The sequence below is a fragment of the Aurantiacibacter xanthus genome (assembly GCF_003584015.1).
Lineage (GTDB): Bacteria > Pseudomonadota > Alphaproteobacteria > Sphingomonadales > Sphingomonadaceae > Alteraurantiacibacter > Alteraurantiacibacter xanthus.
Genome location: NZ_QXFM01000007.1, coordinates 13050 through 39282, shown reverse-complemented (window position 1 = coordinate 39282; position 26233 = coordinate 13050). Strand labels below are relative to the sequence as shown.

The 26233-nt window shown below is 60.3% G+C and carries 26 protein-coding genes, 1 tRNA gene and 3 pseudogenes; 19 read left to right on the top strand and 11 right to left on the bottom strand.

Features of this window, described 5'->3' with window-relative positions; translation table 11 throughout:
* Window positions 1-25 precede the first annotated feature (25 nt).
* Window positions 26-102 (top strand) — tRNA-Met (locus tag D2V17_RS01255).
* Between the two features lie 190 nt (window positions 103-292).
* Entirely contained in the window at window positions 293-1522 is a 1230-nt protein-coding gene (locus tag D2V17_RS01250) for a tyrosine-type recombinase/integrase (protein WP_147367160.1), read from the top strand.
* A 430-nt stretch (window positions 1523-1952) separates the two neighbouring features.
* Here the strand turns inward: D2V17_RS01250 and fumC are convergent.
* The 5 genes and pseudogenes from fumC to D2V17_RS01230 all read right to left on the bottom strand — a co-directional run bounded on the left by fumC (window position 1953) and on the right by D2V17_RS01230 (window position 5079).
* Window positions 1953-3335, bottom strand: a pseudogene (gene fumC, locus D2V17_RS01245) (class II fumarate hydratase).
* Between the two features lie 37 nt (window positions 3336-3372).
* Complete coding sequence (locus D2V17_RS01240; RefSeq protein WP_119591331.1) at window positions 3373-3981, bottom strand: flavodoxin family protein; 609 nt, start codon at window positions 3979-3981, stop codon at window positions 3373-3375.
* Window positions 3982-4052: 71 nt separating this feature from the next.
* Window positions 4053-4559, bottom strand: a complete 507-nt coding sequence (locus D2V17_RS01235; RefSeq protein ID WP_119591330.1) for a DUF421 domain-containing protein — start codon at window positions 4557-4559, stop codon at window positions 4053-4055.
* A gap of 79 nt (window positions 4560-4638) precedes the next feature.
* On the bottom strand, window positions 4639-4785 hold the full coding sequence (locus D2V17_RS21125; protein WP_191229014.1) for a hypothetical protein: 147 nt from the start codon (window positions 4783-4785) through the stop codon (window positions 4639-4641).
* A gap of 99 nt (window positions 4786-4884) precedes the next feature.
* Window positions 4885-5079 carry a hypothetical protein gene (locus D2V17_RS01230; RefSeq protein WP_119591329.1) on the bottom strand — a complete coding sequence of 65 codons (195 nt, stop codon included), beginning with the start codon at window positions 5077-5079 and terminating at the stop codon, window positions 4885-4887.
* 98 nt (window positions 5080-5177) lie between these two features.
* Here D2V17_RS01230 and ku point away from each other — a divergent pair, with 98 nt between their 5' ends.
* The 9 genes from ku (at window position 5178) to D2V17_RS01185 (ending at window position 13059) form a co-directional block, all read left to right on the top strand.
* Window positions 5178-6020, top strand: a complete 843-nt coding sequence (ku, locus tag D2V17_RS01225; RefSeq protein ID WP_119591328.1) for a non-homologous end joining protein Ku — start codon at window positions 5178-5180, stop codon at window positions 6018-6020.
* Between the two features lie 3 nt (window positions 6021-6023).
* Window positions 6024-6500 carry an MgtC/SapB family protein gene (locus D2V17_RS01220; RefSeq protein ID WP_119591327.1) on the top strand — a complete coding sequence of 159 codons (477 nt, stop codon included), beginning with the start codon at window positions 6024-6026 and terminating at the stop codon, window positions 6498-6500.
* Entirely contained in the window at window positions 6497-9016 is a 2520-nt protein-coding gene (ligD, locus tag D2V17_RS01215; protein ID WP_119591326.1) for a DNA ligase D, read from the top strand. The genes D2V17_RS01220 and ligD overlap by 4 nt, the downstream gene beginning before the upstream one ends.
* 138 nt (window positions 9017-9154) lie before the next feature.
* Window positions 9155-10018, top strand: coding sequence for a glucose 1-dehydrogenase (locus tag D2V17_RS01210; RefSeq protein WP_119591325.1), 864 nt, complete (start codon window positions 9155-9157; stop codon window positions 10016-10018).
* A 42-nt stretch (window positions 10019-10060) separates the two neighbouring features.
* Entirely contained in the window at window positions 10061-10246 is a 186-nt protein-coding gene (locus D2V17_RS01205; protein WP_119591324.1) for a DUF3008 family protein, read from the top strand.
* Between the two features lie 72 nt (window positions 10247-10318).
* Window positions 10319-10678, top strand: coding sequence for a hypothetical protein (locus tag D2V17_RS01200; RefSeq protein WP_147367158.1), 360 nt, complete (start codon window positions 10319-10321; stop codon window positions 10676-10678).
* 303 nt (window positions 10679-10981) lie between these two features.
* Window positions 10982-11608 carry a guanitoxin biosynthesis heme-dependent pre-guanitoxin N-hydroxylase GntA gene (gene gntA, locus D2V17_RS01195; protein WP_245978412.1) on the top strand — a complete coding sequence of 209 codons (627 nt, stop codon included), beginning with the start codon at window positions 10982-10984 and terminating at the stop codon, window positions 11606-11608.
* Window positions 11605-12189 (top strand): DUF1989 domain-containing protein, encoded by a 585-nt coding sequence (locus D2V17_RS01190; RefSeq protein WP_119591321.1) that lies wholly within the window; start codon window positions 11605-11607, stop codon window positions 12187-12189. The genes gntA and D2V17_RS01190 overlap by 4 nt, the downstream gene beginning before the upstream one ends.
* A gap of 112 nt (window positions 12190-12301) precedes the next feature.
* Window positions 12302-13059 (top strand): IS5 family transposase gene (locus D2V17_RS01185; RefSeq protein WP_119591320.1). Its coding sequence is split into 2 segments (ribosomal slippage): window positions 12302-12635 and window positions 12635-13059, totalling 759 coding nucleotides; the frame shifts between segments, so codons are not numbered across the junction.
* Here the strand turns inward: D2V17_RS01185 and D2V17_RS01180 are convergent.
* The 4 genes from D2V17_RS01180 to D2V17_RS20880 all read right to left on the bottom strand — a co-directional run bounded on the left by D2V17_RS01180 (window position 13060) and on the right by D2V17_RS20880 (window position 17487).
* Complete coding sequence (locus D2V17_RS01180; protein WP_119591319.1) at window positions 13060-14361, bottom strand: PepSY-associated TM helix domain-containing protein; 1302 nt, start codon at window positions 14359-14361, stop codon at window positions 13060-13062.
* A 4-nt stretch (window positions 14362-14365) separates the two neighbouring features.
* Complete coding sequence (locus D2V17_RS01175; protein ID WP_119591318.1) at window positions 14366-14935, bottom strand: hypothetical protein; 570 nt, start codon at window positions 14933-14935, stop codon at window positions 14366-14368.
* Window positions 14935-17040 (bottom strand): TonB-dependent siderophore receptor, encoded by a 2106-nt coding sequence (locus tag D2V17_RS01170; RefSeq protein WP_119591317.1) that lies wholly within the window; start codon window positions 17038-17040, stop codon window positions 14935-14937. The genes D2V17_RS01175 and D2V17_RS01170 overlap by 1 nt, the downstream gene beginning before the upstream one ends.
* 195 nt (window positions 17041-17235) lie before the next feature.
* A complete protein-coding gene (locus tag D2V17_RS20880) occupies window positions 17236-17487 on the bottom strand; it encodes a hypothetical protein (protein WP_147367156.1) in 252 nt (83 codons plus the stop codon).
* Between the two features lie 67 nt (window positions 17488-17554).
* Between D2V17_RS20880 and D2V17_RS01165 the strand changes: the two genes are divergently transcribed.
* The 5 genes and pseudogenes from D2V17_RS01165 to D2V17_RS21645 all read left to right on the top strand — a co-directional run.
* Entirely contained in the window at window positions 17555-18058 is a 504-nt protein-coding gene (locus tag D2V17_RS01165; protein WP_245978410.1) for a 2Fe-2S iron-sulfur cluster-binding protein, read from the top strand.
* Complete coding sequence (locus tag D2V17_RS01160; RefSeq protein ID WP_119591315.1) at window positions 18055-19038, top strand: FAD binding domain-containing protein; 984 nt, start codon at window positions 18055-18057, stop codon at window positions 19036-19038. The genes D2V17_RS01165 and D2V17_RS01160 overlap by 4 nt, the downstream gene beginning before the upstream one ends.
* Window positions 19035-21224 (top strand): xanthine dehydrogenase family protein molybdopterin-binding subunit, encoded by a 2190-nt coding sequence (locus D2V17_RS01155; protein ID WP_119591314.1) that lies wholly within the window; start codon window positions 19035-19037, stop codon window positions 21222-21224. The genes D2V17_RS01160 and D2V17_RS01155 overlap by 4 nt, the downstream gene beginning before the upstream one ends.
* A gap of 267 nt (window positions 21225-21491) precedes the next feature.
* A pseudogene (locus tag D2V17_RS01150) lies at window positions 21492-22528 on the top strand (IS3 family transposase); the annotation flags it as partial.
* 29 nt (window positions 22529-22557) lie between these two features.
* A pseudogene (locus D2V17_RS21645) lies at window positions 22558-22735 on the top strand (IS5/IS1182 family transposase); the annotation flags it as partial.
* Here D2V17_RS21645 and D2V17_RS21640 read toward each other — a convergent pair.
* Entirely contained in the window at window positions 22710-23063 is a 354-nt protein-coding gene (locus D2V17_RS21640; RefSeq protein WP_281270526.1) for a DNA -binding domain-containing protein, read from the bottom strand. The pseudogene D2V17_RS21645 and the gene D2V17_RS21640 overlap by 26 nt on opposite strands.
* Before the next feature lie 241 nt (window positions 23064-23304).
* Window positions 23305-23547 carry a transcriptional regulator domain-containing protein gene (locus D2V17_RS21990; RefSeq protein ID WP_425453603.1) on the bottom strand — a complete coding sequence of 81 codons (243 nt, stop codon included), beginning with the start codon at window positions 23545-23547 and terminating at the stop codon, window positions 23305-23307.
* 343 nt (window positions 23548-23890) lie between these two features.
* On the opposite strand from D2V17_RS21990, the gene D2V17_RS01140 reads away from it, so the two are divergent.
* The 3 genes from D2V17_RS01140 (at window position 23891) to D2V17_RS01130 (ending at window position 26232) form a co-directional block, all read left to right on the top strand.
* Complete coding sequence (locus tag D2V17_RS01140; RefSeq protein ID WP_245978409.1) at window positions 23891-24622, top strand: helix-turn-helix transcriptional regulator; 732 nt, start codon at window positions 23891-23893, stop codon at window positions 24620-24622.
* Window positions 24623-24707: 85 nt separating this feature from the next.
* On the top strand, window positions 24708-25328 hold the full coding sequence (locus D2V17_RS01135; protein ID WP_119591312.1) for an acyl-homoserine-lactone synthase: 621 nt from the start codon (window positions 24708-24710) through the stop codon (window positions 25326-25328).
* 10 nt (window positions 25329-25338) lie between these two features.
* On the top strand, window positions 25339-26232 hold the full coding sequence (locus D2V17_RS01130; protein ID WP_119591311.1) for a phytanoyl-CoA dioxygenase family protein: 894 nt from the start codon (window positions 25339-25341) through the stop codon (window positions 26230-26232).
* The last annotated feature ends 1 nt before the right edge of the window (window position 26233 follow it).

Here is a 26233-nt window from a genome sequence, read left to right as displayed (position 1 = left end):
CGAACCGGCATGGCAACCATGGTATGGCGGAGTAGCTCAGCCGGTTAGAGCAGCGGAATCATAATCCGCGTGTCGGGGGTTCGAGTCCCTCCTCCGCTACCATTTCGCGAATCATCTCAAGCCTCGCAAAATGGCGGTTTTCCGCCGCATTGAGGTGTTGGAGATGGTCGCAATCATCCTTATGCATGCGTCCTTGAGTTGGACAGACCTGGTCAGCTTTCGACCGGTTTGGACGTCTGTTGTGCTATGATTTGTGCTATTGTTTTCTCGCCTCGTGTTGATCGAGGTAGGCATGGGAAAAGCCCAGAATTTCAATCCTTCGAGCCTTGATATGCTTCGTTCGGGCAGGCGCTCTGATCCGTTGGTGGCCGGGCTTTGTGTGATTGTCAGCACCGCCGGTAAGAAGACCTGGACGTATCGGAGGCGCATCGCGAAGTCAGGGGTGATCGTGCAGCTCACGCTTGGCACCTATCCAGCTAACACTATTCCGGATGCGCGCGAGTGGGCCACCGGGTTGAATGCCGCTGTAGAGCGAGGGGAAGATCCCCGAGTTGCCATGCGAATCGAGGAGGCAAGGAAGACCCAGACGGTCGCGAAAGCTCATGCGATTTACATGGAAGCGATGAGGCGTGGTGACCGAAAGGTTCTCAAACCCCGCACGCTCTACGACAAGGACGTAATCTTCACGAGGGACATCGATCCACGTCTCGGGAAGAGGTCGCTCATAGAGCTCACCGAGAACGAGTGCTGGGATGCCGTCTACGACAAGGCAAAGGCGTCGAAGGTTCGCGCAAACAAAATGGCCGGAGAATTGAGCTGCTTCCTGCGTTGGTGTTCGGGGCGGGAGGGCCGGATGGCGGGAATCGAGTTGACGGCTCATCCCGCACCGACGTTGAACTCGAATTGGTTTTGCACGGGGCCGAAGGCGAACAAACGCTTTTTGAATGAGGACGAACTAGGTTGGCTATTCCAGGCGCTCGTCGATGAGGAGCGCAGCTATCGCCGAGGCTTCATTTTGCTCTTGCTGACTGCCGCAAGGCGCAACGAATTGTTCGGAGCCCGTGCGAGTGAAATGGCAGATGGTGTTTGGACGTTGCCGCCCGAACGATCGAAGAATGGTGAAGCTAACTATGTGGCATTAGGGCCATGGGGACGCAGTTTAGCGCAGACCAACCAGAAATGGCTTTTCGCATCTCCTCGCATAGACGGTCCGCACCTGTTCGGTTGGTTCAAGGCCCGGGACAGGGTTCACAGCCGGATGGAGCGGTTTGCCGGGATGGAAGTGCCCCGGTGGCATTTCCATGACCTGCGTCGCACGTTTCGATCACATGCCCGACGAATTGGTATCGATCGGGATATCGCAGAATTGATGCTCAACCATAAACGCAAAGGTCTCGAGGGCATCTACGACAGGAACATGGAGTTCGGGCTGAGAGCGAAAGGGTTTGCCGCCTGGGAGGAATTTTTGGTTGCCATCGCAAGTAAGGCAGGGGTGGCGTCTGAACTAGACGCACCTCTTTGAGGAAGCGGCCACCTCGCCACACGAATTGGGAGGTGGCCGTCCGTTCTTTCCGTCGAGCGCGCATTCGTAACAGCGTCTCGCTGATTAAGATTGAAGAAAAAATATTATAAAGAAATTACTTGACGGAATGTATTCACATCAATTTTTATTAGATAGACCCAGTAAATTCTGTGTTTGCACAATGGAGCACAGCACAGAAGTGATCACATGCTTTTGATGCATTCCGTAAAGGGTATCGTCGCTGAACATCGGCCAGCAACGACGATCCGGAAAGGTCCTTCTTGAGGCGCAAGATCAGATAAAGGTAGTTTTGACGGCAAACGGGCGTGTCAGTTTCCCACGCCGATTGCGAACTTTGATCCGCATTCGTTACAATTCGCAAAGTGAACGTGATTATACCGCTGTTAGCAAATCCAAATCACAGCTTTGCTCAGGTCATGCGCTCAGGCCTTACAAGCTGATCGAATGTCGCCGCGTCAACAACCTCGAGCGCGATTGCAGCCTCGCGCAAGCTGAGCCCTTCATCGTGTGCATGCTTGGCTATTTTGGCCGCTTGGTCATAGCCGATCTCGGGCGCGAGCGCGGTCACCAGCATGAGCGATTGATCAACCAGATGCGCTATTCGCTCCCGGTTAGCTTCCATTCCCTCGACGCATCGTTCGGAAAAGCTCTCCATACCCGTAGCGAGAAGATTGATGGATCTGGTTACGGCAGCCCCGATCATGGGCTTGAACACGTTGAGCTCGAACGCTCCCTGCATACCCCCGAGGCTGGCTGCGTGCTGGTTGGCGATAACCTGAGCCGCAACCATGGTCAGCATCTCGCATGTCGACGGGTTGACCTTGCCGGGCATGATCGAACTTCCGGGCTCGTTGGCAGGAAGGCGCAGCTCCCCCAATCCCGACCGGGGCCCGGAGGCGAGCCACCGAATGTCGTTGGCGATCTTTGTTAGCGAGACGGCCAGTGCACCCAGCGCGCCCCCAAGCCGCACGAGCGCATCGTTGGAGGCGAGCGCCTCGAACGGGTTGGGCGCAGGCTCAAAGTCGTAGCCGGTTATCGCTGACAATTCAGCAGCCATCGCAGCTGCAAAGCCTTCCGGCGCATTGAGGCCGGTTCCCACCGCCGTTCCACCCTGCGCCAACAGTTTCACATCCTTCGCCGCGAAGGTTATTGTGGTGCGATTGCCGTCCAGCTGCGCGACATAGGCTGAAAACTCCTGGCCGAGCGTAAGCGGGGTGGCATCCTGCAAATGGGTTCGCCCGATCTTGACGATGTCGTCCCACTCGCACGCCTTGGCTGAAAGCGCGTCCCGCAGCCCGTCCAGCGCGGGCAGCAATCGTGTGGCCAGCGCCTGCGTGGCCGCAATGTGGAGCGCGGTCGGGAAACTGTCGTTGGAAGACTGGCTCTTGTTGACATGATCGTTGGGGTGAACCGGATGCTTGCCGCCGCGCGTGCCGGTAAGGATTTCGTTGGCGCGACTGGCAATCACCTAGTTGACGTTCATGTTGCTGTGCGTCCCGCTGCCAGTCTGCCAGATCGCGAGAGGGAACTGCTCGTCATGGCGCCCTTCGATCACCTCACGGGCAGCGGTTTCGATGGCATCGGCCAGTTCAGCCCGGAGGCCGTGAGCGCGATTCACCCGCGATGCCGCCAGCTTGATCATCGCCAAGGAATGAATGATCGAAAGTGGCAGCCACTCTTGCGGGGGAAAGAAAAAATTGCTCATGCTGCGCTGGGTCTGCGCGCCCCAATAGCTCCCGGCGGGTACCTCTACCGGCCCCAGACTGTCGGATTCCGTGCGCGTGTCCGTCATACAGTTCTCCGTTGCCGCACCATCCGGCCGGAGCGCGTCAACCGGGGTAGGGCGATGCCTTCAGAACCCCTGCGAGGTGCGCGGCATTGCCCGCGACCATCGCGGCGGTCTTGGTCACCTTTTCCGGCACCTTTTCGAGGTCTTTGAAATCAGCCGAGCCCATGGCCTCGCCCACCCAGTAGCAGTTGGCCACGGCGGGGATCGTAAAGCCAACATCATTGAGCGACTGGAACAGTTGCGCCGAGCTGAAGTGCGCACCGTCCTCGTTGCCGACGATCGCCGCTACCGCGACCATCGAATAGCTGGGCATGCGCCCCTGCTCGTCGGTCTCGCCAAGAAAGGCGTCGAGGCGCTCCAGCACCCGCTTGGCAACGCTGCCAACCTGTCCCATCCAGATCGGTCCACCAAAGATCAGGATGTCATGAGCAAGCAGTTCTTCACGCAAGGCAGGCCAATCGTCGCCTTCTCCTTCGTCCGAAGTAACGCCGGGCTTAATGTCGAGAGCAGCCACGCGCACCGTGCGCGTCACTTCCACACCATGGTCCGCGAAGGCATCCTTCAGGACTGAAATCATGGAGTCGGTGGAAGAAGCCTCGTCGGGGTCAGCCTTGAGGGTGCAATTGAGAGCGAGAGCTTTTAAAGACATGCCAAGGCAACGGACGACTTTTGACGATGTTCCGAGGCGGTTGGGAGCAACCTAAGATCGAGGTGCGCGCCTCACTGTACAGGCGATGGAAAGGTGGAGCGAGAGCCCGCCGAGCTTTTGGGCACAACACTAAGGCTGCCATCGGTCTCGAGCACGACGAGCGCCGCCAGCTGGAAATCTCCAAGGCCCTCACCTCGCAGCGCGGCCTTGATCTCGTCCACTGTCACCCGTTCTCTCCGGAGCGCGTCATCGATAATCTTTCCATCGCGCAACAACACGGCCGGCTCGGACTTCGCGAGACGTTCGATCGTATCGAAGCGAACCGAAAGCCAGGCAATAACATATTGCAGCAGCACCAGCGACACGAGCGCAAGCGCACCTTGCGCTAAGGTCACATCCTTGCTGAGCAGAATTGTCGCAAGCGTCGAGCCGAGCGCGACGGTTACCACAAGGTCGAAGGCGTTCAGCTTGGCTAGGGTGCGCTTGCCGCTCAAATGAAGGGCGACGATCAATGAACCGTAAGAGCAGACGCCTAGTACGAGCGTTCGGATCAGGTTCGCTATATCGTCAAACAGCATGACGCTTGGCTCCCCTCGGATGTCCCGGTTTTTGCTTCAAACAGCAGATCTTTAATCCACCGGCGATGTCGGCTGCAGCTCACGTATCGTTCTTGCCGCCACTCTTCTTTGGATCGGTCGGTTTGCGGGTTTCCCCCTCGCGTGGGCCCGTGCGCTCGGGTTCAATTAGCGTCTTGGAAGGTTTCTTCGTCACATTGCGTGAATCGTCTGGTTCATATTCGCCCATGGTGCTTCTCCTTGTGGCTTCCTGAACACGACGTTCGGGCGGCGGTCGAGGTTCCGGAGCCCGCGCTGGAGCCGCGCCGCTGCCACGACCATTTCGATTTCAGCCCTTGTCGCTGACGAGATCGGGCGGTGTTTCATCGGGGCTGCGATCCGGGCGATCGACATCGGGGGTTACCGGTTCGATCTCATCGGGCCGCTCGGGCACCGGTTCGCGGCGCTCGGGAGGGGCGGGTGGCGTCTCCGGCGGCGCCTGCGGGGTGGGAAGTTCGGGCTCGGGCTGTGGGTTGGTGCTCATACAACGGCAACGACCCGGACGCCGATTGGTTCAACGCCTCAAGGAACCCAACGCCATGTTCGCGCGCTGACCGAGCAGAGGAACCAGGAGTTTGGCAAATGGCAGCACGCGCATACTGGCAAGGCCAGATCAGGCTGGCGCTGGTCTCAATTCCCGTCGAAATCTATCCGGCCAGCAAGTCCGGCGCCAAGATCCGCTTCAACCAGATCCACGAGCCGAGCGGCAAGCGCGTCCATTATGAGAAAGTGGTGCCCGGCGTCGGCCCGGTCGATCGCGACGAGATCATCAAGGGCTATCAGGTCGCCAAGGACGAATATGTCCTGCTTGAGGATGAAGAGATCGAGGCGGTCAAGATTGAGAGCCGCAAGACGCTGGAACTGGTCCAGTTTGTCGATGCCTGCGAGATCGATCCGCTTTATTTCGAGAAGCCATACTATGTCGCGCCGAAGGACGATCTGGCCGAGGAAGCCTTTATCGTTCTACGCGAAGCCTTGCGGCAGACGGGCAAGGTGGCGCTGGGCCAGTTGTCGGTGCGCGGCAGCGAGAAGCTGGTGGCCATCAAGCCTTGCGGCAAGGGGCTGCTGCTCGAAACGCTGCGCTATGCCGACGAGGTGCGCAAGGGCCAAGCCTTCTTCGCCGAGATCGACGATGGCAAACCAAAGAAGGAACTGCTCGACCTTGCGAAGACGCTGATCGATCAGAAAAGCGCGCCGTTCGATGCGAGCAACTACGAGGATCGCTATGTCGATGCCCTGCGGAAGCTGATTGACAAGAAGGCCAAGTCGAAGAGCGGCAAGGCGATTATCGAAGATACCGACAAGGGCGAGGGAGAAGGCGGCAATGTGATCGACCTGATGGCCGCGCTCAAGAAGTCGGTGGGAGAAAAGAAGGCCCCGGCCAAGTCGCGCAGCAAGGCCTCGGCGCGCAAGAAGACCGCCTGAGCCATGTCGCTCAACGATCCCGTAATCACCCATTGGCTCGACCTGGACCTGCTCTCGCGCCTTGGTGTCGCAGCAGTGCTCGGCCTGCTGCTGGGGCTAGACCGCGAACTGCGCGGGCATGCGGCTGGTCTGAGAACGCATGGTCTCGTGTGCTTCGCGGCTGCGGCCATGACCGTTTCGATCGTGGCGCTCTACTTGCAAATTGGCGGAGAGCGGATGGACCCCTTGCGAGTTTACGAAGGCGTGGGCGCTTTCATCGGTATCATCGGCGCGGGATTGATCGTCTTCAGCGGCGGGCAGGTCCATAATCTGACGACGGCTGCGCATCTTTGGCTGGCCGCGGTAGTGGGGATTGCCTGCGGTGCGGGCCAGTGGCCGCTGGTCGCGATTGCCACGGTGATCAGCCTGATCGTGCTCACGCTGCTGCGGCTGGTCGAGCCGCAGGACGAGGGCCGGAAACTCGATGAGCCGCAGCGATGAACAAGCGCACCGATCCGCTCGCCGACTACAACGCCAAGCGCGACTTTGAGAAGACGCGCGAACCGGCTGGCACGATGGATAGCAGCAGCAGCGGCAATCTCTTCATCGTCCAGAAGCACGATGCGACCCGGCTTCATTGGGACTTGCGGCTGGAGGTCAACGGCGTGCTCAGGAGCTGGGCGGTCACCAAAGGCCCATCGCCCGATCCCGAGGTGAAGCGGCTGGCGGTACGAACCGAAGATCATCCGATGTCCTATGCCGAGTTCGAGGGCACCATTCCGAGGGGTGAATACGGCGGCGGCACGGTGATGTTGTGGGATCGCGGCACCTGGTCGCCGGTCGAAGGCAAAAGCGCAAAGGATCTGGACAAAGGCCACCTTCACTTTCGCCTCGATGGCGAGCGCATGCGCGGCGAATGGCTGCTGATCCGAATGAAGCCGCGCGGCAAGGAAAAGCGCGAGAACTGGCTGCTGCGCAAATTGCAGGATGACTATGCCGAGGCAGGCGATGTGCTGGTCGAGCGCGAACTCTCCAGTGTGCTGACGGGCCGGTCGATGGCGGAAATAGCGGCAGACAAGGGTGGAGAGTTCGCGCTCGCGGGCAAGAAGGACGACGCCTTCCTTGCGCAGATGGCCAAGGCTTCGGATCACAATGCAGAAAAGGCAAAGAGGAAGCGCCAGCCGAAGGATGCGCCCATGCCGACATTCCGCAAGCCGCAACTGGCAACTCTGGTGGATGCCGTGCCCACCGGAAACGGCTGGATGCACGAGATCAAGTTCGACGGCTATCGCGCCTTGATCGCAGCCAAAGGGAAAGACGTGCGCGTCTATACCCGCAGCGGCAAGGACTGGACTGACAAGTTTGCCCCGCTCGTGAAGGCCATCGCCGCGCTCGACTTGCCAAGCTGCCTGATCGACGGCGAAATCGTGGCGGTGAATGCCAAGGGCGATCCCGATTTTTCAAGCCTGCAGAACGTGTTCAAGCGCGGCCATGGCAGCCAGTCGGACGGTGACGCGCTGCAATTCCATGCCTTCGACCTGATCGAGCTGGCGGGAGAGGATCTTGCCGAGCTGCCCAACATCGAGCGGAAGGAACGGCTGGAGGCGCTGCTGGGCAAGGCGGAAAGCCCGATCTTCGTGGCAGACCACGTCATCGGCGCGGGTGAAAAGCTCTATCGGAGCATGTGCGATGCCGGGCAGGAGGGCATCATCTCCAAGACCGTCGACGGGCGCTATTCGGGCAGGCGCAACAAGCGCTGGGTGAAGGTGAAGTGCACGCGACGGCAGGAATTCGTCGTCATCGGTTGGAAGCGGTCGAGTGCGAAGGCGCGGCCCTTCGCATCGCTGTTGATGGCGCAGCACGAAGGCGGCGAACTGGTCTACAAGGGCAATGTCGGCACCGGCTTTTCCAGCGACGATCTCGACGACTTGTCGGCGAAGCTGAAGCGGCTCGAACGGAAAACGCCGCCCGCCGAAGTGGACAAGGCAAGCAGCCGGGGCGTCACCTGGGTGACACCCAAGCTTGTCGCAGAAGTGGCCTTTTCCGAATTCACGGCCGAAGGCAATATCCGCCACGGCAGCTTCCTGGGCCTGCGAAGTGACAAAACGGCGGATGAGGTGGCGCCGGAAAAGCCTGCCAAACAGTGCGAGCAGTCGGGTGAGGTGACAATCAGCAGCCGCGAGCGGGTGATCTTTCCCGAAGGCGGGAAGACCAAGGGCGACCTCGCCGACTACTACGCCGCGATTGCCCCACTGATGCTGCCCTTTGCCGCGCGCCGTCCGGTGAGCCTTGTGCGCTGCCCGCAAGGGCGCGCAAAGAAGTGCTTCTTCCAGAAACACGACAGCGGCGCTCTTGGCGATGCGGTCCATCACGTGCCGATCACCGAAAAGGATGGTGGCTCGGAGGATTACCTGTTCATCGAGGACGAGCGCGGCATCCTGCAATGCGTGCAGATGGGCACGATCGAGTTCCACGCCTGGTGCGCGCGCAGCGATGATGTGGAAGCGCCCGATCGGATGATCTTCGATCTCGATCCCGATGAAGGGCTCGATTTCGGCGATGTGAAACAGGCCGCGCGCGATATTCGCGACCGGCTGAGCGACCTCGGCCTCACCAGTTTTGCCATGCTCTCGGGCGGAAAGGGGGTGCATGTTGTCGTCCCGCTCACGCCGGGGCATTCGTGGGAAGCGCACAAGGACTTTGCCCACCGCTTTGCCGAAGCGCTGAGCATGGCCGAACCCGAGCGGTTCACCGCCACGATGAGCAAGGCCAAGCGCAAGGGCAAAATCTTCATCGACTGGCTGCGCAACCAGCGCGGGAGCACTGCGGTCGTCCCATATTCCGCCCGCGCCCGCAGTGGTGCGCCGGTGGCCGTCCCGATCGGCTGGAACGAGCTTGCGGACATGCCCGATGCCCACCCGTTCAGCATCGACGATGCCAAGCGCCTCCATGCCCGCGCCAGAAGCAAGACACTGGCCGGCTGGGGCTTTGCCGAGCAGTCGCTGCCCGACTTCTGAGGCTTCCCCCGGCCCACGCTGTTCGTCGCGTCAGGGGCACGCCTTGCACCATTCGGGAAACCGCATTCCTCGCCGGGCCGTTGGCATGCTGAACCCTCTTTGATGAGGCCTCCCATTCCAATCGGAAAGCATGTCCCTATGAGCGAAACATTCCAGCCCGAAATCGCCGAACAGCCGCGTATGCCCGGTACTGAAGCCGAGATGGACAACAAGCCCGATTGGCATCCGCGTTTTCCAGGTTCGGGTCGGCTCGATGGCAAGGTCGCTATCGTCACTGGTGCCGATAGCGGCATCGGCAGGGCGGTTGCGGCGCTCTTCGCCCGCGAGGGGGCGAATATCACTATCGTCTATTTCGCCGACGAAGAAACCGAAGACGCCGAGAAAACGAAGGCCATCGTAGAAAATGAGGGCCAGCAGGCGATCTGCCTGCAAGGCGATCTTGGCCGACAGGACTTCGCGAACGAGGTTGTCGCCGCCACAATCGATCGGTTCGGACGGCTCGACATCCTCATCAACAATGCGGGCGAGCAACACCCCGATGAGGACATCGAAGACATCACCGAGGAACAGCTGAAGCGGACGTTCCAGACCAACATGTTTTCCATGTTCTTTATGGTACAGGCCGCCCGACCGCATCTCGCCAAGGGCAGCGCCATTGTGAACTGCACCAGTGTGACGATGTACAAGGGCTCGGCCAAGCTGCTCGACTATTCGGCGACCAAGGGTGCGATTACCGCTTTTACCCGCTCGCTGTCCGAAAACCTTGTTGGCGAGGGGATCAGGGTGAACGCCGTCGCTCCCGGCCCGATCTGGACGCCGCTCAACCCGTTCGGCGGCCAACCGCCCGAGGACATGGACGATTTCGGCAAGGGCACACCGATGGGCCGCCCCGGCCAGCCCAACGAGGTCGCACCCGCCTTCCTGTTCTTGGCTTGCGACGATGCCAGCTACATGTCCGGCCAGGTGCTGCACCCGAACGGCGGGATCATCGTCACCAGCTAAGTCGCCCGCCTGCAAACCAGTGAAAGACAAAGGAGAGGCCCCATGCCCGCACAATCGAAAGCTCAACAAAAGGCTGCAGGAGCAGCGCTCAGTGCCAAACGCGGCGACACCAAGGTGAGCGAGTTGCAGGGTGCATCGAAGGAGATGTACGACTCGATGAGCGAAGACGAACTGGAAGACATGGCCAGCACCGAACGCAAGGGCAAACCGGAGCACAAGAGCGACTGAACCTCCGGGGGGGGGTGAGGCCGGGGTTCGGTCGACATCGGCAACGGTCTATGGTAGACCCCTTCACGACGATTGCGGTTTTTCACCACATCGGCTCTTCGTGGTCCCGGCTATCGCCCGCAATCCATCCGTTTCATGCGTCTGGCCGATTTGTTCCCTCGCGAGCAGTGCTTGCCGAGGCGACTATTGGAGGATGCCATGCGCGACTATTTGCTCCGCTTCCTCAAAGGAAGTTCTACCCCTGACAAGACAATCACGTTCGAGAGCGAAGACGCTCATGAAGCGTTTTCGATCATGGAACGCGAAAAGATGCGAAAGCCGGCTCAGATTTACGTTGAAAATAAGCTTCTTGGGCGCATTACCTATACGCAAGACGACCTTTGGATAATAGAAGGTAGTGAACCCGCCGCCAACCGTTCCAGCGAAGATTAGCGATCGACTTTCCAATCCTGCGTCCCAGCAGCGGAAGAGGCGCGACCAAGGTTCGATTGCGGATTCGGTGGCGCACCCGCGGACTGAAGCGATGGTCCTCGTGCACGGTTGCTTCGTGCGACGGCGCGACCGCGAGAGGCACCAGGCTCTCCTCATCTTTTGGCCCGGTCGGCCCGGCAAGTTCGCGACCGAGAGCACTGTCGAAGAGGTCCGGGAGCTAATTGTTGAGCGAACCGTTACAGCCTCATGCAAAATATAAATCGACCACAAAGGCTTAGCCTCTTCGAAACCGATCTACGCGCTATGATTGACGAACGGTCGTTCCCTTGCCTTGGCGCGAAGTCTGTGCTGGCGCGCCATACTCTCGACGTTATCGGTGCGCGGGATATCACCAGCGGATGGAATGATTTGCAGATTATCGACGCGCTAGTTAGATGGTCCCGTTGCTATCGGGACGACCCAAGCGGGTTGTGCAGCCTTGCGGTCATTTTCGATTTGCCCGTGGATCTTGAAGAGGCGGGGTTTGAAAAGGCGATGTGGGAGCGCCTGCAGTCGATCGCAGACAAAGACGCGTGGCTGGGCCAGAGCTTCGACGACAGAGTCAGCTCCAATCCTGAAGATCCGCATTTTTCGCTGAGCTTCGGGGGCGAGGCCTACTTTGTGGTGGGTCTTCACCCCAAGGCCTCGCGTCCTGCTCGTCGCTTCGAACGACCGGCGCTGGTGTTCAACTTGCACGATCAGTTCGAACGGCTGAGGGCGGAAGGGCGGTACGAACGGATGCGCGAGCGGATTATGCAGCGCGATGAGGCCCTGGCAGGGACAATGAACCCAATGCTTGCGCGCCACGGTGATGCCAGCGCGGCCCGCCAATTCAGTGGGCGCGCGGTGGGGGAGGACTGGAACTGTCCCTTCAAGGATCCGCGAGCATGAGTACCACCGTAGAGATCCCGCCGCGGTCGGGCACGGCATTTGCGTTATCCAAGGGCAGGACGCTCACCGTCATCGACCCTGAGGGCTGTCAGGTCGCCGACCTGCTGGCATATTCGGCAGCCGACGTGCGGGAGGTCATCTCGAACGGCCGAACCTTCGATTACGAAGAAACGATCATGCTCACGACCGGTAATCGGCTGTGGTCAAACCGCTCAAACACAATGCTGACCATTGTCGCCGACGATGTCGGTCGACACGATTTTCTGCTGACACCTTGTAGCGAAGCGACCTTTCGCCATTTCTATCCGACAAAGCCTGTGCATCGGGGGTGCTTTGGTAACTTGGCCGTCGCTTTAGAACCGTTCGGGATTGGGCCGGATGCTATTCCGACCGCATTTAACCTTTTCATGAACGTTCCACTCGATGGGAAGGGGCGCCTGCAGGTCGATCCTCCGGTCAGCGAGGCGGGAGACAGCATCACTCTGAAGGCGGAGATGGACCTTGTTATAGGACTCACTGCGTGTTCCGCCTATGCTTCGAACGGCGGCAGTTTCAAGCCAATCAATTATCGGATCGACTGACAGATCGCAGGAGCGCTTGCGAACTAGGCGTAGAAATGCTTTCCTACGCTCGGCTCAGGACTCATTGATTGGCAGGCTGCGATGTGATTCAGGCTTCGTGAGGAGACTGAGTATGAGCGACCTGTATTGGCTGACGGAGGAGCAGATGGCGCGGCTATCGCCGTATTTCCCCAAGAGCCATGGGAAGCCGCGTGTCGATGATCGCCGGGTTTTGCGCGGGATCATCTTCGTCAATCGGAACGGGCTACGTTGGCGTGATGCGCCCAGGGAATACGGGCCTCACAAGACCTTGTACAATCGCTGGAAGCGGTGGGGGGAGATGGGAGTGTTCACCCGGATGATGGAAGGCCTGTCCGCGCAGAGAACCGAACCCCAGACCGTCATGATTGACGCAACCTATCTCAAGGCTCACCGCACGGCTTCCAGCCTTGGGGTAAAAAAGGGGACCTTGGACGCCTGATCGGACGGACCAAGGGCGGTATGAACACCAAGTTGCACGCCATCACCGATGCCAACGGGCGTCCCTTGAGCTTTTTCATTACTGCAGGCCAGGTCAGCGATTACACGGGCGCTGCGGCCCTGCTCGACGACTTGCCCAAAGCCAAGTGGATGCTGGGCGACCGCGGTTACGACGCCGAATGGTTCAGGGATGCACTCGAGCAAAAGGGCATCAAGCCCTGCATTCCGGGCCGAAAATCCCGTTCCATGCCCGTCAAATACCACAAGCGTCGATACAAACGCCGCAACCGCATCGAGATCATGTTCGGCCGCCTCAAGGATTGGCGCCGCGTCGCAACCCGCTACGATCGCTGCCCTACCGTCTTCTTCTCCGCCCTCGCTCTCGCTGCGACCGTACTCTTCTGGCTCTAATCAACGAGTCCTGAGCCTAGGGACTTCCGGCGCTCGCATAGGTTTGGCTCGTAGTGCTGCAATGATGATTGTCAGCGCCAGCGCAATCCAGAAGACTGCCACGAATGGGGCGCTGTTGCCGATCGTGAAACGCGCGACAATGGTAAGAAGCAGCGCGAACGGCGTGCCCCATACGACTGCGCCCCAAATGGCCGTCAAACGGGGCTCAACAATTCCGCGACGGCGGCGCTTGCCAAGCCAGATGTAAGTGCCGGTGGCGCAAATGGCGGTGAGGGCGAGCCCGAAAAGAATATAGGCTAGCTTCACCAAGAGACCGCCGTAGTTGCCGAAATGGAGATTGTAGGTCGACGCCGCAGCCTGCTGGCCGAGCGAACCGTCGGCGAGGCCCGCAGTGCCGGTGAATTTTCCATCGGCGGTGAAATCGTAGTACTCGCCAAAGATGAGCCGCCGGTCATGCGCTCCGACCGCCTGGATGTGCTGGCCAGCAGTGCCGGGGTCGTGAAGGATGACATAGGTTAGCGCAACGGCGGGATACTCAGCCTGCATGTAACGCATGGCGGCGGCGGCATTCGGGATCGTCGCCGCATTTGCTTCGGCTTCGGTTTCCTCGCCGAACAGCGGCGCAAAGACCGCCTCGACATCGCCACCGTAGCTAGCTGCGGCGATGGCATAGGCAGCAACGGTGGCGAGGCCGATAATCGCCCCGGTCAGCGCAACCGCGAGCGAAAACGGCAGCGTCCAGACGCTGAGCCGGTTGTGCCAGTCGGCCAGCCCCACGCCTCCCTTGTTGCGCGAGCGCAGGCGGAAAGCATCTCGGAAGATCTTCGGATGCGCGATGACGCCGGATACTGCCAGCGCGACGATCATTGCGCCCAGTGCCCCGACGATGGTGATGCCGATCAGGGTCGGCAGGTTGACCGTGTAGTGCAGCCCATAAAGGAATTCGGACCAGGCGTTCTCTTCCGGCATGGCGACCGTGCCATCGCTATCCAGATGCAACGCGCGGCTGTCGGTGGTGATGGTGGCGCGCGGCAGGTCTTCGGAAGGCAAATGCACGTAAAGATGAGTTGTGGGTTCCTTCTCGGTCGCCAGCACCTCTTCCACCGCGCGCTGCACTGCGGCCGGACTGATTTCGCTCATCTCCGGCGCTGCGGGCTGTTCGAGACGTTGCCACTCCTCATAAAGCACGAGAATCGTGCCGCTGAGGCAGACCATATAGAGCAGCGCGCCGCCGATCAATCCGATGGCGGCGTGTGCGGTCAGGCCGCGTTTGACAGTGGAGGTATCGAGGGCGAGAGTCATCCGTTCAACTCCCGGCTAGCAGGGCTGGCAGGAGCGGCAGGCTCGTGATGGCGAGGGCGAGTACCTGGCTGCGGCGCCCTTCGATCATCAGCAGGATTGTCAAAAGGATGCTCCAGGCGAGCGGTATGGCGATCAATGCAGTAGCGTTGGCGTTGGCCTCGTTCCAGCCGATGCCCAGTCCCGCGCTGCGCAGCGCGATGCCGAATGCGATCGATGCAGCCAGCCCCCCGAACACGACCAGCGCAAAAGTCAGCAGGCGGCTGCCAAGACGCAATGGCTCGCCCGATTCTGGCAACATGCGAACCCGGCGGGCGGAGCCCTTCTCGCGACCTGCTGGTGAGATCGCTGCCGCCCAGCCGAGCACGACCGCGGCAGCCGCCATCGCCAACAGCGCAACCACCGAAACGCCCCAGGCACCCGCGGATGCTCCTCCGGCAATACAGCCACCGAGCAGAAGCCCCCAGCCGATCGCATTTGCCGCAGCGGAGCGACGCGCCAGCGACCAGGACCAGCGGAGCATTGCCACCCCGCATAGCGCCGCTATGGCGCCGGACCAGAGCACCTCGTTCGCCATCAGAAGCGCCGCGTCAGGGTAGCGTAGACATTGCGATCCGCTCCTTGGAAGCAATCACCGCGCGCCAGGCAAGCCGAGTAATACTCGACATCGAACAGGTTGGTGGCGTTCAGCGCCAGGCTCCAGTCGCTCCAAGACAGTTCGGCCATCGCGTCGACGAGTGTGTATGCCGGCGTAACCAATCCGTCCGGGAATGACGCACTATACGACTTGCTATCGCCCGAATGCCGGACGCCGCCGCCAAGCAGCAAGACAACGTCGCGGCCCAGGTCGAACGGCCGGGTGAGCCAAACCGACGAATTGATCTTCGGGACGTTGTCCAACTGCTGCCCGGTGCCTTCGATTTCCGCTTCGTTGTAGCTTAGATTCACGATGGCGCTCAGGTTGCCGGGAAGCGTGGCGCTGCCTGAAACCTCAAAGCCGCGCGAAAAGGACTCACCAGCCTGCACCTGATCGGTTGGATCCGGGGTGGTGTCGTCGCTGATCGGACGACCGTTCTCGCGGATATCGTAAGCCGTGAGCGTGACGAGAATGCTGTTCGAGGGGTGAATCTTCAACCCCGCTTCCCATTGCTTGCCTTGCTTGGGCGTAAAGGGGCTCCCATCACTTGTGGCACCGGCGATTGGCTCGAAGCTCTCGGTATAGCTGACGAAAGGCGAAACACCGTTGACCACTTCCGCAATCAGACCGGCGCGGAAAGACGTTGCGCCCGCGTCGATCGTCTCGGTGCCGAAGCTGCTGGTGGAAACCTCGTCGCGGCGAGCACCCAGCACCAGCGATACCCGGTCGAAGAAGCGGATCTGGTCTTGCACGTAGAAGCCCAGCTGTGTGGTTTCGGTGTCTTCGGTGCTGCCGTATATGAACCCTGCATCCCCCGCGCGGGGGATGTCAAAGCCGTAGTCGGACAGCGCAGCGTAGTCGATGTCGTAGATGTCGATTGTCTCGATCGCCAGACCGTCTTCCTTGCGCACCCGGCTCCACGAGTAGTCGACGCCCGCGAGCAGGACATGCTTGATGTTCTCCCCGGTATTGAAGTCGAGCTGCACATTGTTGTCGGTCGAGACGATTTCGAGATTGGCGTAGCTTCCGCTGGCGTAGTTGCCGATGATCCTCTGGTCGGCGTCGAGGTAGGGACTGGCCGGGCTCGAATAGCTGTTCGGATAGTGCGTGAAATAGGTGAGATCGCTATCGATGTAGCGGGCGCGCATATTGAGGCGAACATTGGCGGACAAGTTCTGCCGGAACATCGCGGTGCCCTGCGCAAGGCGTCCATCGTAGCGGTCCCAGCCGGGCTTGCCGATGAACAGGTTCTGCGGCAGCTGGCCGTTGGGGTTGGGAAGGATCGTACCCACTAGTGGCAGGAATTGCGAGGTCGAACCGCCATCGTCCTCCTGATAGAGGCCGATCAGCGTGAGTTCGGTGTCCATGCTCGGCGCCCAGGTGAGCGAGGGCGAGATCATCACGCGATCGTCGGGCACGTTGTCGGTTTGCGTTCCGCTGTCACGCACCCGGGCGACGATGCGCCCGGCCATGGTGTCACCGAGCGGGCCGGTGAGGTCGGCCAGCGCTTCGACCCGGTCGAACGAGCCATAGCGGACCGATACCTCGCCCTGCGGAGCGAATTCGGGGATCTTCGAGACGAGGTTGATGATCCCTCCAAGCGACCCCGACCCGAACAGGACCGAAGACGGGCCGCGTATCAGTTCGACCTGACTGAAATTGTAGGGATCGGCGCGAATGCTGGCATAGTAGCTGAATATATCGCGCATGCCGTCGCGGAACTGCAGCGCGTTGACACCGCGCACGAACCCGCCATCCACACGACTATCTGGGCCATAAGGGTTCGCTTGGACGCCGGCGACATAGTTGAGGGTATCGGAGATCGAGACAGCGCCTTGTGCCTCGTAAAGCTCTGCCGGGATGACTGTAACGGGCTGTGGCACCTGGATTGACGGAACGTCGGTTTTGGTTGCCCCCTCGCTTTGCAGGCGATCGCCTGTAACGACAATGCGCTCGCGGTCCGGCTGATCGGACGTGTCTTCTTGAGCTCGTGCACCGGTGCAGATTATGGCGCTACCCACGAGTAGCAACACGGCAAGCTTCATACTCATTCCTCACTGACGATTGTCGCATTCCTGCGAATCACTATTAAGTAAGCCAGTAGTGAGATGCATTCGCAATATCAACGATTGACCTGCACCGCTTTTCGAGTGCTTGAGTTGATCACGATGGTAGATCGCTGCCAATCTCCGAGAAGCTTTCCGATTGATGGAGCTATCGCCCGCCACCCGAGCGTTCGATCAATAAGGCCTGCTGGCGGTTTGCCAGATCGCAAGAGGGAACTGGTCGTCGTGATGGCCTTCGATAACCTTACGGGCAGCGGCCTCAATGACATCTGCCAGATCAGGTTCAGGCCGTGAACGCGATTTGCCCGTGATGCCGCCAACTTGATCATTGCCAAGGCGTGAATGATCGATAGCGGCACGCGCTCTTGGCGGGGAAAGGGAAAATTGGTCAGGCTGCGCTGAGCCGATCTCGACGAGGGCGAGCATCGCCCGAACTGCAAACTTTCCGGATAGAATGAGGGGCAAGGGCGTTAAGGCTGCAAAGGAGGCTGCATTGCCAATTATCATCAACGACACCTCGCTCGACGTTCCTGCCGATCCGCGGGTTACGCTCCTCGATTTCTTGCGCCATCATGCCGGCCTCACCGGAACCAAGAAGGGGTGCGATCACGGTCAGTGCGGGGCGTGTACGGTCCTGGTAAATGGTATGCGCATTAATTCCTGCCTTGCGCTGGCCATCGCCCACGATGGCGACACGGTGACCACGATCGAGGGTCTGGGCACCCCCGATGCCCCGTCGGTCATGCAGCAGGCCTTCGTCGATCATGATGCCATGCAGTGCGGATATTGTACGCCCGGCCAGATATGCTCGGCAACCGCCATGCTGCAAGAAATCGCGGCCGGTTGGCCAAGCGATGTAAGCACGAACCTTGATGGCGACATTTCCGCTTCTGCCGAAGAGATCCGCGAACGCATGAGCGGCAATCTGTGCCGCTGCGGTGCCTATGCCAATATCGTCTCCGCGATTGGTGAGGTTGCCGGGAGAGACAGGGTATGAGACCGTTCCATTATACTCGCCCCGAGAGCCTCAACCATGCCTCGCAGCTAACGGCAAGTTCGAACGCCGTTCCTTTGGCAGGTGGCACCAATCTGGTCGATTTGATGAAATTGCAGGTGGAGGTGCCGCGCAAGCTAGTCGATTTGAACCGCATCGGCATGGAAACGATTGCCGAAGCCCCCGACGGTGGGCTTACCATCGGCGCATTAGCCAGCAACACGGCAACTGCCGTTCATGCGCGCGTGCGGAGCGATTATCCTCTGCTTTCGCGCGCGATACTGTCTGGCGCGACGCAGCAGTTGCGCAACAAGGCAACAACGGGCGGAAACCTGTGCCAGCGCACCCGCTGCTCTTACTTCACCAACATCGACCAGCCCTGCAACAAGCGCCAACCTGGCTCAGGCTGCGGAGCCTTGGGCGGAGTGGCGCGTCTGCACGCAATCCTCGGCACCAGCGCACAGTGTATCGCGACCTATCCGGGCGACATGGCAGTGGCTCTTGCAGCGCTTGATGCAAGGGTTGAGATCACCGGTCACGGTTCTCATCGCAGCGTGCCCGTGCGTGCGTTTCATCTTCTCCCGGGCGATAGGCCTGAAAGGGATAACGTGCTGGAAGCCGGAGAGATCATTACGGCCGTCACCCTGCCGCCGCCCGTTAAAGGGCGGCAGATCTACCGCAAGGTTCGCGAGCGTTCCTCCTATGCCTTTGCGCTGGTTTCGGTAGCCGCAATCGTGGCCATGGATAGCGGGCGCATTGCCCGTGCTGACCTCGCTTTCGGCGGATTGGCGCACAAGCCGTGGCACGATCCGCGGCTCGCAGATCTGCTGATCGGTGAGCAGCCCTCTGCCGCCCTGTTCGACAAGGCTGCCTGCCTGCTCCTGGAGAATGCGCGTAGCCATGGCGAAAACGAATTCAAGATCCCGCTGACGCGCCGCACGCTTGCAGCCGTGCTCGCCGAAGCGACGGAGATCGACCTATGACCGGACAATTCACTCAGGACGCACCGGAAACCGAGTGCCTCCTCGATTCCATGCGACAGGATGTGATTGGCAAGCCTCTGGTGCGGATCGATGCGCTGGCCAAGGCGACTGGCACGGCCACCTATGCGGCAGAGTATCCTGTAAAGGATTGTCTGGAAGGGGTGCTCGTAACTGCGCCTTTCGCGCGTGGACGGATCACCGGCATCGACATTGACACTTGTCTTGCATGCGACGGCGTTGTTGCGGTCATCGACAACGAGAAGCTGATCGCCCGCTGCGCGCAGGGCACCGCAGGCGAGGCACCGGTACAGGAAGTGCGCAAAGTGGCCTACTGGGGTCAACCTTTTGCGCTGGTCGTGGCGGAGACGTTCGAGCAGGCCCGCGATGCCTCAAAGCATCTCAAGATCACAATCCAAGACGACGACCTGTCGGACATTCCCTGCGATCCGCAAGCGGTAGAGCCTGAGAATCAGCAATACAGCAGCCAGGGGGACCTGCCTCATGCCATGACCGAGGCACCGCACAGCGTGGACGCGAAGTTTACCACGGCCGGTCACGCAAGCGCTGCTATGGAGCCTCACGCGGCGATCGCGCAATGGGATGGGCAGACACTCACTGTTCATGCGTCGCTGCAGATGCTCAATTACAATATCTCTGAGCTGGCCGATGCCGTCGGACTGGAAGAGAACCAGGTGCGGATCGTGTCACGCTTCGTGGGCGGCGGGTTTGGCTCCAAGCTCGGCATCTCGGCGGAGACTGTCGCTGCATCGCTGGCCGCGATGCAATTGAAGCGTCCGGTGCGTGTGGCGATGAGCCGTCAACAAGTGTTCCAGTGCGTGATGCGACGTTCCGAAACCTCGCAGCGTATGCGACTGGCGGCCGGGAAAGATGGGACACTCCAAGGTTTTGGGCATGAGGCTTTGGTATCTAACCTTCCCGATGAGCAGTTCGCAGAACCTGTCCTCCAAAGCTCCGAATTTCTCTACGCTGGAGACAACCGCCTGCTCACGCTCGATTTGGCACGCGTTCACCGCATGACAGCCGGATCAGTGCGGGCACCGGGCGAGGCTGTAGGGATGCCAACGCTCGAAGTGGCGATGGATATGCTGGCCGAAGCGTGCAGCATCGATCCGGTCGAATTACGTCTCAAGAACATCCCGGATCGCCACCCTATGAAGGGTACACCGTTCTCTTCGCACAAGCTGGCCGAATGTCTACAACAGGGTGCGGAAGCGTTTGGCTGGGACAGCGGCTTGCGCAAGCCACGCCAGCGTCGCGAGGGCGAGTGGTGGATCGGCACCGGTATGGCAAGCGCTGCGCGCGTGCATAATATTGCCAAGGCGAAGGCGCGCGTGACCTTGAACCCCGACGGCACTGCGCTTGTCGAAAGTGACATGACCGATCTCGGCACCGGCACCTACACCATCCTCGGACAGATTGCGGGCGAAATGCTCGGTCTTGATCCGTCAAATGTGCTGGTAGATCTTGGTGATACCCGTCTCCCGCGCGGTCCGGGATCGGGTGGAAGCTGGGGCGCGGCCTCGATTGCCTCGGCGGTCTATGTTGCGTGCAAGGCCATACGCGAAAAGCTGACCAAATATGCGAACGTTACCGAAGGCGAGCTAAACCTCAAGGATGGTGGCGTTGAAGGCGGCGCCTCGTTTGCCCAGTTGCTTGGTGACAAAGAGCTTCGCGAGGAAGGTCACTACGAGCCGGGCGATATCGAGGACGATTACGTTGCAGCTGGTTTTGGCGCCTATTTTGCCGAAGTCAGGGTCAATGCCTTTACGGGCGAGACGCGCGTCAACCGTATGACCGGTGCCTTTGGTTTCGGTCGCGTGCTCAATGAGCGCACGGCGCGATCTCAATGCCAAGGCGGTATGGTTTGGAGCATCGGCGCAGCTTTGACCGAAGCGCTTCATTTCGACCCACGCGATGGCCATCTCGTGAACTGCGACCTTGCTGAATATCATGTGCCGGTAAACCGGGACGTGCCCGAACTGGAAGTCATTATGGTTGAGGAACGCGATCCGGCTGCGAGTCCGATACAGGCCAAGGGGATAGGCGAACTTGGCATGTGCGGCGGCGCAGCCGCCATTGCCAATGCGATTTACAACGCTTGCGGGGCAAGGGTGCGCGATTTTCCCATCACGCCTGATCGGGTGGTCGCCTGCATGCCAGATTGATCCGCCACATCACGCGGCAGCATTAGGTTTGTGGTGCTGACTCGCGCACCATCACCTGAATTGCCGAGCGTTATTGGTCTCGAATAGAGGAAACTATTTGTCGCGTTTACCGGATCATCCCGAGCGATTTTCCCCGATCGGATTATTCGAGGCGGTCGCTGGTTCGGCCGGCCTGGAGGCGGTGTTCCGGATCGAGGCGATGTGACGTGCCCCCCTAATTTTCCTCCAAGCTTGATTAGAGTTCGGCCCTACGAGAAGGTCGGAGCGATGAAGCGAACGAGGTTCACGGAAGAGCAGATCATCGGGGTGCTGAAGGGAGCGGAGGCCGGCGCGAAGACCGCCGACATGGCGCGGCAGCATGGTGTACCTGAGGCAACGATCTACAACTTGAAGGCCAAGTATGGCGGTCCTGAAGTATCCGAGTCGAGCCGCTTGTGGACACTCAAGGCCGAGAACGCGAAGCTTAAACGGCTTCTGGCCGATGCGATGCTGGACCAGGCTGCGCTGAAAGATCTTCTGGCAAAAAAGTTCTGACGCCCGCCGCCAAGCGGGAAGCTGTCGCTCATCTCTAGGTATGTCACGGCATTAGCGAACGGCGGGCGTGCCGTGTCATCGATGTCGATCGCAAGAGTCTGCGCTACCATACCGCACGGGATCATAATGCTGGTATGCGCAAGAGGCTGCGCGATCTGGCCAACCAGCGTCGCCGGTTCGGCTATCGTCGTCTGCATATCGTGCTGTGCCGGGAGGGGACCATGATCAACCGCGAGAAGACCCAGAGGCTCTGCCGTGAGGAAGAGCTGGCGGTCAGGCGAAGACGCAGCCGCAGGCGTGCTAAGGCACGAGATCACCTGCTCCGGTTCTCGCACCTCCGAACCAGCGCTGGAGCCTGGACTTCGTTCACGACCAGATAGCTTCGGGAAGATGGTTCCGCGTGCTCATCGTAGTCGATGAGGTGACCAGGGAGTGCCTGGCAGCCGTGCCGGACACTTCGATTTCGGGTCGCCGGGTAGTGCGCGAGCTGACCGAGCTGATCGAACGGCGTGGCAAGCCCGGCATTATCGTCAGCGACAATCCAGTCCTCAGCCTGTCGAAGGGGGCGCCAAACTCACCAGCAACGCCGTGCTGGCATGGTGCGGCGAGATCGTCGTGGAGTGGCATTACAGCGCGCCGGGAGGGCCCATGCAGAATGGTTATGTTGAGAGCTTCAACGGAAGTATGCGCGACGAGCTTCTCCATGAGACCCTGTTCATCAGCATGGACATGCACGAGTCGAGATCGCCGCCTGGGTGGATGATTACAACCCGTTCATCCGCTGAAGCCGGACCAGCAGATGATCGACGCCACTCACCTCAAAGCGCACCGGAAGGCGGCAAGCCGCTAAAAAAGGGCATCTTCCCAGACGTATCGGGCGCTCCAAAGGCAGGCTGAACCCCAAGCTTCACGCTGTCTGCGACGGCAAGGGCCGACCGTTGATCCTGCTTCTCAGCCAAGGACAGATGAGCGACTACCTGTCTTGTCCTCTCCATCTTTCGCTTGTGAGACTCCGGTCGAAGCAGGAGCGAGCAAGGTCCGCCACCCGCCCGCAGTCATTCCAATACCCAAGCGTAGCAGCCTCCGGATCCTGGAGCGCAGATGATCTGACGCTGCGTCCCAATCGCGCCGGACGGATCCGGCTCCGAACAACACTTCGGCCACTTCACGCTGGCTCGCGCCGTGCGCTTTCGCATCGCGCGCGCGCAGCGCCAGCGTCCAGCGGTCCGCACACCGTTCGGCGGGGAACAAATGGCGTGGCATGCGCCCTAACCTCTCGAAGGCGGCAAGCCGGCGAAGCGTCATCAGCGGCGCGCCGAACCTGTCCAATCCGGTGAAGCAAAACCGCAGCACCGCCGGGCCATCGCGCAAACTCCCGCCCTGCACATCAAGGCGCACACGGCGAATGCCGTCAGAGAGGAGTACATGTTCGCATAGGGCATCGCCGCGCAGCAGCGCCGAAAAGCAACCAGTACGCAGGAGGTCGACAGGCTCCGCGTCGCTGTCGACAATTTCGCAGGGTAGCACCCATGCGTCGGTTGCAGCGTCAAAGAGAATTACTGCGTCCCGGGCCGAGCGGTTGGGGTCCTCGGCGAAAGAGCAACCCCCGCTGCGGATCAGAGCAGCCAGCAGGAAGGACAAGCGGCTCCACAGAGGCTTGGGTCTCCGGTCGTCGGACACCGTAATAGTCAGGATCGCGCCGCAACCATTCCCAGGCCCAACCGTGGCGGTCGAGCGATGTAAGCCAGCGATAGGCTTGGGGGTCGATTCCGTCGGGCGCCCGCTTCACAACCCGGTCAGCCGTTATTCAAAGTATTGATAGCGAATCTGCAATCACTTCCTCCGTAAATAGGCTGAGAAAAGCTCACAAATATTTGCAATTTGGAAAGAGATGGTGCCAAATAGAGCATGATCGGCGTCTCCATAAATATACCTCAAACACAACATGCTTTGGAGCGCTGCGCTTTCCCCTGAAATGGGGAGTGCGCCAACGGGATCGGGAAGTCGGTAGTGTAGCGGGTTCGGGCACGCGACATGAGAGCGAAACCTCCGAGCCTACAAAAGGCGATTGGCGGGCACCGGCGGGTTGGGAAACGCCTCCGCGATCGATGCTGATGATGAGTGGACTAGGCATGGCCAGAGAGTTTTTCGGTCTGGCACGACAGGCGTCGACGAACGCCGATCTGGTACAGGCGCTCGCTTGTGTCTCAAGTAACATGGGGTTCGACTATTTCGCACTGACCCATCATGTCGATTTCGCGTCGGCTGGCCATGCAGCGGTGCGCCTGCACAACTATCCCGACGACTGGGTCGCCTGGTTCGATGCGCGCCGCCTCGGGGTAAGCGATCCCGTCCACCGCGCCAGTCAGGCGACAAGCATCGGTTTCACCTGGCAGCAGGTGCCCGAGCTCATCCGGCTCACGACGAACGATCGGCATGTGCTCCAATGCGCGCGCGAGCGCGGGATCGGAGATGGCTTCACCGTTCCCGCGCATGTCCCGGGCGAAGCGACGGGCTCCTGTTCTTTCGCTGTGGCGCCTGGCCGCTGCGTGCTGGTCGACATTCTGCCACTCGCGCAATTGGCAGGCGCATTCGCCTTCGAGGCAGCGCGCCGAATCAACGGTATGCGGAGCCTCAATACACATGCGCCCACGCTCACCGAACGCCAGCGCGACTGCGTGTTATGGATGGCGCGCGGCAAGACCGATTGGGAGATCGCGCGGATTCTTGGGTTGAGCCAGGAAACGGTCACCCAGCATCTCAAACAGGCCCGTGAACGCTACGACGTGCCCAAGCGCTCAGTGCTTGCGGTGCGCGCCCTGTTCGACGGATTGATTTCGTTCAGCGATATTTTCCGGCGCTAGAGCGAGCCAATCCCCAGAACTGGGGATAGGCCGCATGGTCGTCTGAAGAGAGGATCACTCCGTCCATCAGACGGGAGCGAAAACCATGTATTTGACGACCCTAAGTGGCGCAGAGGGCGTGTCCGACGGTCTCCTTGCCACCATGTTCGAAGCGCGCAAGCGGATCTTCGTCGACCTGCTAGGCTGGGATGTCCCGGTGGTAGCCGGGCGCTTTGAGGTGGATCAGTTCGACGATCCTCACGCTGTCTATCTCATTCTTTCCGATGAGAGCGGCCAACATCTCGGCTCGGCCAGGCTGCTTGAAACCGATCGACCACATATCCTCGACACGCTGTTTCCGGAACTTTGCGAGAATGCAGTGCCGACCGGCCCGACAATACGAGAAATCACGCGGTTTTCACTGGATCCGCGCCAGAATGCCCGTCAACGTCGCCACGTGCGCGACACCCTGGTCTTTGCGCTTGCCGATCATGCGCTGGCAAACGGCGTCGAGGTCTATACCGGTGTCGCCGGGATCTCCTGGCTGCAGCAGATCCTTGCCTTCGGCTGGCAATGCGAGCCGCTGGGATTGCTCCGCGAGAATGGGAGGACACTGCTCGGCGCGTTGCGGATTGCGATCACCCCCGAGACGCCGACCCTGCTCGCGCGCGCCGGTCTTGTTTGTGAACCGTGCGTCCCGTCGCAACCCATCCGCTGCGCCGCGTGAGGAGAAGATAATGGCATTGCAAATTGAGCGCGCGTCTTGCACCGCCCATCACTGGCAGACGCAGCTTCGCATACACGGCTATTGCGTCGTGCAAGACCTGGTATCGCCCGTGCAGGTCGCGGCGCTCAATGCCGATCTCGCCCCGCAATTCGCGGCGACCGAATTTTGCCGCGGCGATTTCTATGGCGAGCGAACCAAACGCTTCGGTCGCCTGCTGACGCGCTCGCAGCATGCGTCTGCGTTTGTCCAGCATCCGCTGATCATTGATCTTGTCGAGCGTGCGCTGGGGGCTTGGTGCGACACGATCCAGCTTAACCTCACCCAGGCAATCGAAATCCATCCTGGCGCCCTGCGGCAAGTGCCGCACCGCGACCAGGACATGTGGGAAGGGGTGAAGGGCGAGGTCGAATATCTGGTCAATGTAATGTGGCCGCTCACACCCTACACGCAGGAAAACGGTGCGACGCTCGTCTATCCTGGCAGCCAAGGTTCGCATGCGCTTGATGCCGACCAGCCAACGAATAATCTCGCTGTCGAGATGGTGCCGGGATCGGCGCTGATCTTTCTCGGATCGACGCTCCACGGTGCGGGTGGAAATCGAACCGACAAAATCCGGCGCGGATTGATTGTCTCCTATTCGCTTGGCTGGCTGAAGCCCTATGAAAATCAGTGGCTAGCCTATCCGCCCGAGGTAGCGCGTCATTTCTCGCCCGAGCTCGCCGCACTGGTCGGCTATCGCCAGCATCGTCCAAATCTTGGCAATTGGGAAGGGCTGTGTCCTTCGGTGCTGCTCGGCGAGCGCCTTCCCGACCGGATCGGTGCGGTCGATGCGTTGCGACCTGACCAAGAGGAGATGGTCGGCGCGTTCCGCCGCAGCCTCGACGATACTGACGGCAGTCGCTGAG

Excerpts from the sequence above, each read along its gene's own strand:
- D2V17_RS01250 (WP_147367160.1), top strand. The coding sequence starts at position 293 with ATGGGAAAAGCCCAGAATTTCAATCCTTCGAGCCTTGATATGCTTCGT.
- D2V17_RS01240 (WP_119591331.1), bottom strand. The coding sequence starts at position 3,981 with ATGTCTTTAAAAGCTCTCGCTCTCAATTGCACCCTCAAGGCTGACCCC.
- D2V17_RS01235 (WP_119591330.1), bottom strand. The coding sequence starts at position 4,559 with ATGCTGTTTGACGATATAGCGAACCTGATCCGAACGCTCGTACTAGGC.
- D2V17_RS21125 (WP_191229014.1), bottom strand. The coding sequence starts at position 4,785 with ATGGGCGAATATGAACCAGACGATTCACGCAATGTGACGAAGAAACCT.
- D2V17_RS01230 (WP_119591329.1), bottom strand. The coding sequence starts at position 5,079 with ATGAGCACCAACCCACAGCCCGAGCCCGAACTTCCCACCCCGCAGGCG.
- ku (WP_119591328.1), top strand. The coding sequence starts at position 5,178 with ATGGCAGCACGCGCATACTGGCAAGGCCAGATCAGGCTGGCGCTGGTC.
- D2V17_RS01220 (WP_119591327.1), top strand. The coding sequence starts at position 6,024 with ATGTCGCTCAACGATCCCGTAATCACCCATTGGCTCGACCTGGACCTG.
- ligD (WP_119591326.1), top strand. The coding sequence starts at position 6,497 with ATGAACAAGCGCACCGATCCGCTCGCCGACTACAACGCCAAGCGCGAC.
- D2V17_RS01210 (WP_119591325.1), top strand. The coding sequence starts at position 9,155 with ATGAGCGAAACATTCCAGCCCGAAATCGCCGAACAGCCGCGTATGCCC.
- D2V17_RS01205 (WP_119591324.1), top strand. The coding sequence starts at position 10,061 with ATGCCCGCACAATCGAAAGCTCAACAAAAGGCTGCAGGAGCAGCGCTC.
- gntA (WP_245978412.1), top strand. The coding sequence starts at position 10,982 with ATGATTGACGAACGGTCGTTCCCTTGCCTTGGCGCGAAGTCTGTGCTG.
- D2V17_RS01190 (WP_119591321.1), top strand. The coding sequence starts at position 11,605 with ATGAGTACCACCGTAGAGATCCCGCCGCGGTCGGGCACGGCATTTGCG.
- D2V17_RS01180 (WP_119591319.1), bottom strand. The coding sequence starts at position 14,361 with ATGACTCTCGCCCTCGATACCTCCACTGTCAAACGCGGCCTGACCGCA.
- D2V17_RS01175 (WP_119591318.1), bottom strand. The coding sequence starts at position 14,935 with ATGGCGAACGAGGTGCTCTGGTCCGGCGCCATAGCGGCGCTATGCGGG.
- D2V17_RS01170 (WP_119591317.1), bottom strand. The coding sequence starts at position 17,040 with ATGAAGCTTGCCGTGTTGCTACTCGTGGGTAGCGCCATAATCTGCACC.
- D2V17_RS20880 (WP_147367156.1), bottom strand. The coding sequence starts at position 17,487 with ATGCTCGCCCTCGTCGAGATCGGCTCAGCGCAGCCTGACCAATTTTCC.
- D2V17_RS01160 (WP_119591315.1), top strand. The coding sequence starts at position 18,055 with ATGAGACCGTTCCATTATACTCGCCCCGAGAGCCTCAACCATGCCTCG.
- D2V17_RS01155 (WP_119591314.1), top strand. The coding sequence starts at position 19,035 with ATGACCGGACAATTCACTCAGGACGCACCGGAAACCGAGTGCCTCCTC.
- D2V17_RS21640 (WP_281270526.1), bottom strand. The coding sequence starts at position 23,063 with ATGACGCTTCGCCGGCTTGCCGCCTTCGAGAGGTTAGGGCGCATGCCA.
- D2V17_RS01140 (WP_245978409.1), top strand. The coding sequence starts at position 23,891 with ATGGCCAGAGAGTTTTTCGGTCTGGCACGACAGGCGTCGACGAACGCC.
- D2V17_RS01135 (WP_119591312.1), top strand. The coding sequence starts at position 24,708 with ATGTATTTGACGACCCTAAGTGGCGCAGAGGGCGTGTCCGACGGTCTC.
- D2V17_RS01130 (WP_119591311.1), top strand. The coding sequence starts at position 25,339 with ATGGCATTGCAAATTGAGCGCGCGTCTTGCACCGCCCATCACTGGCAG.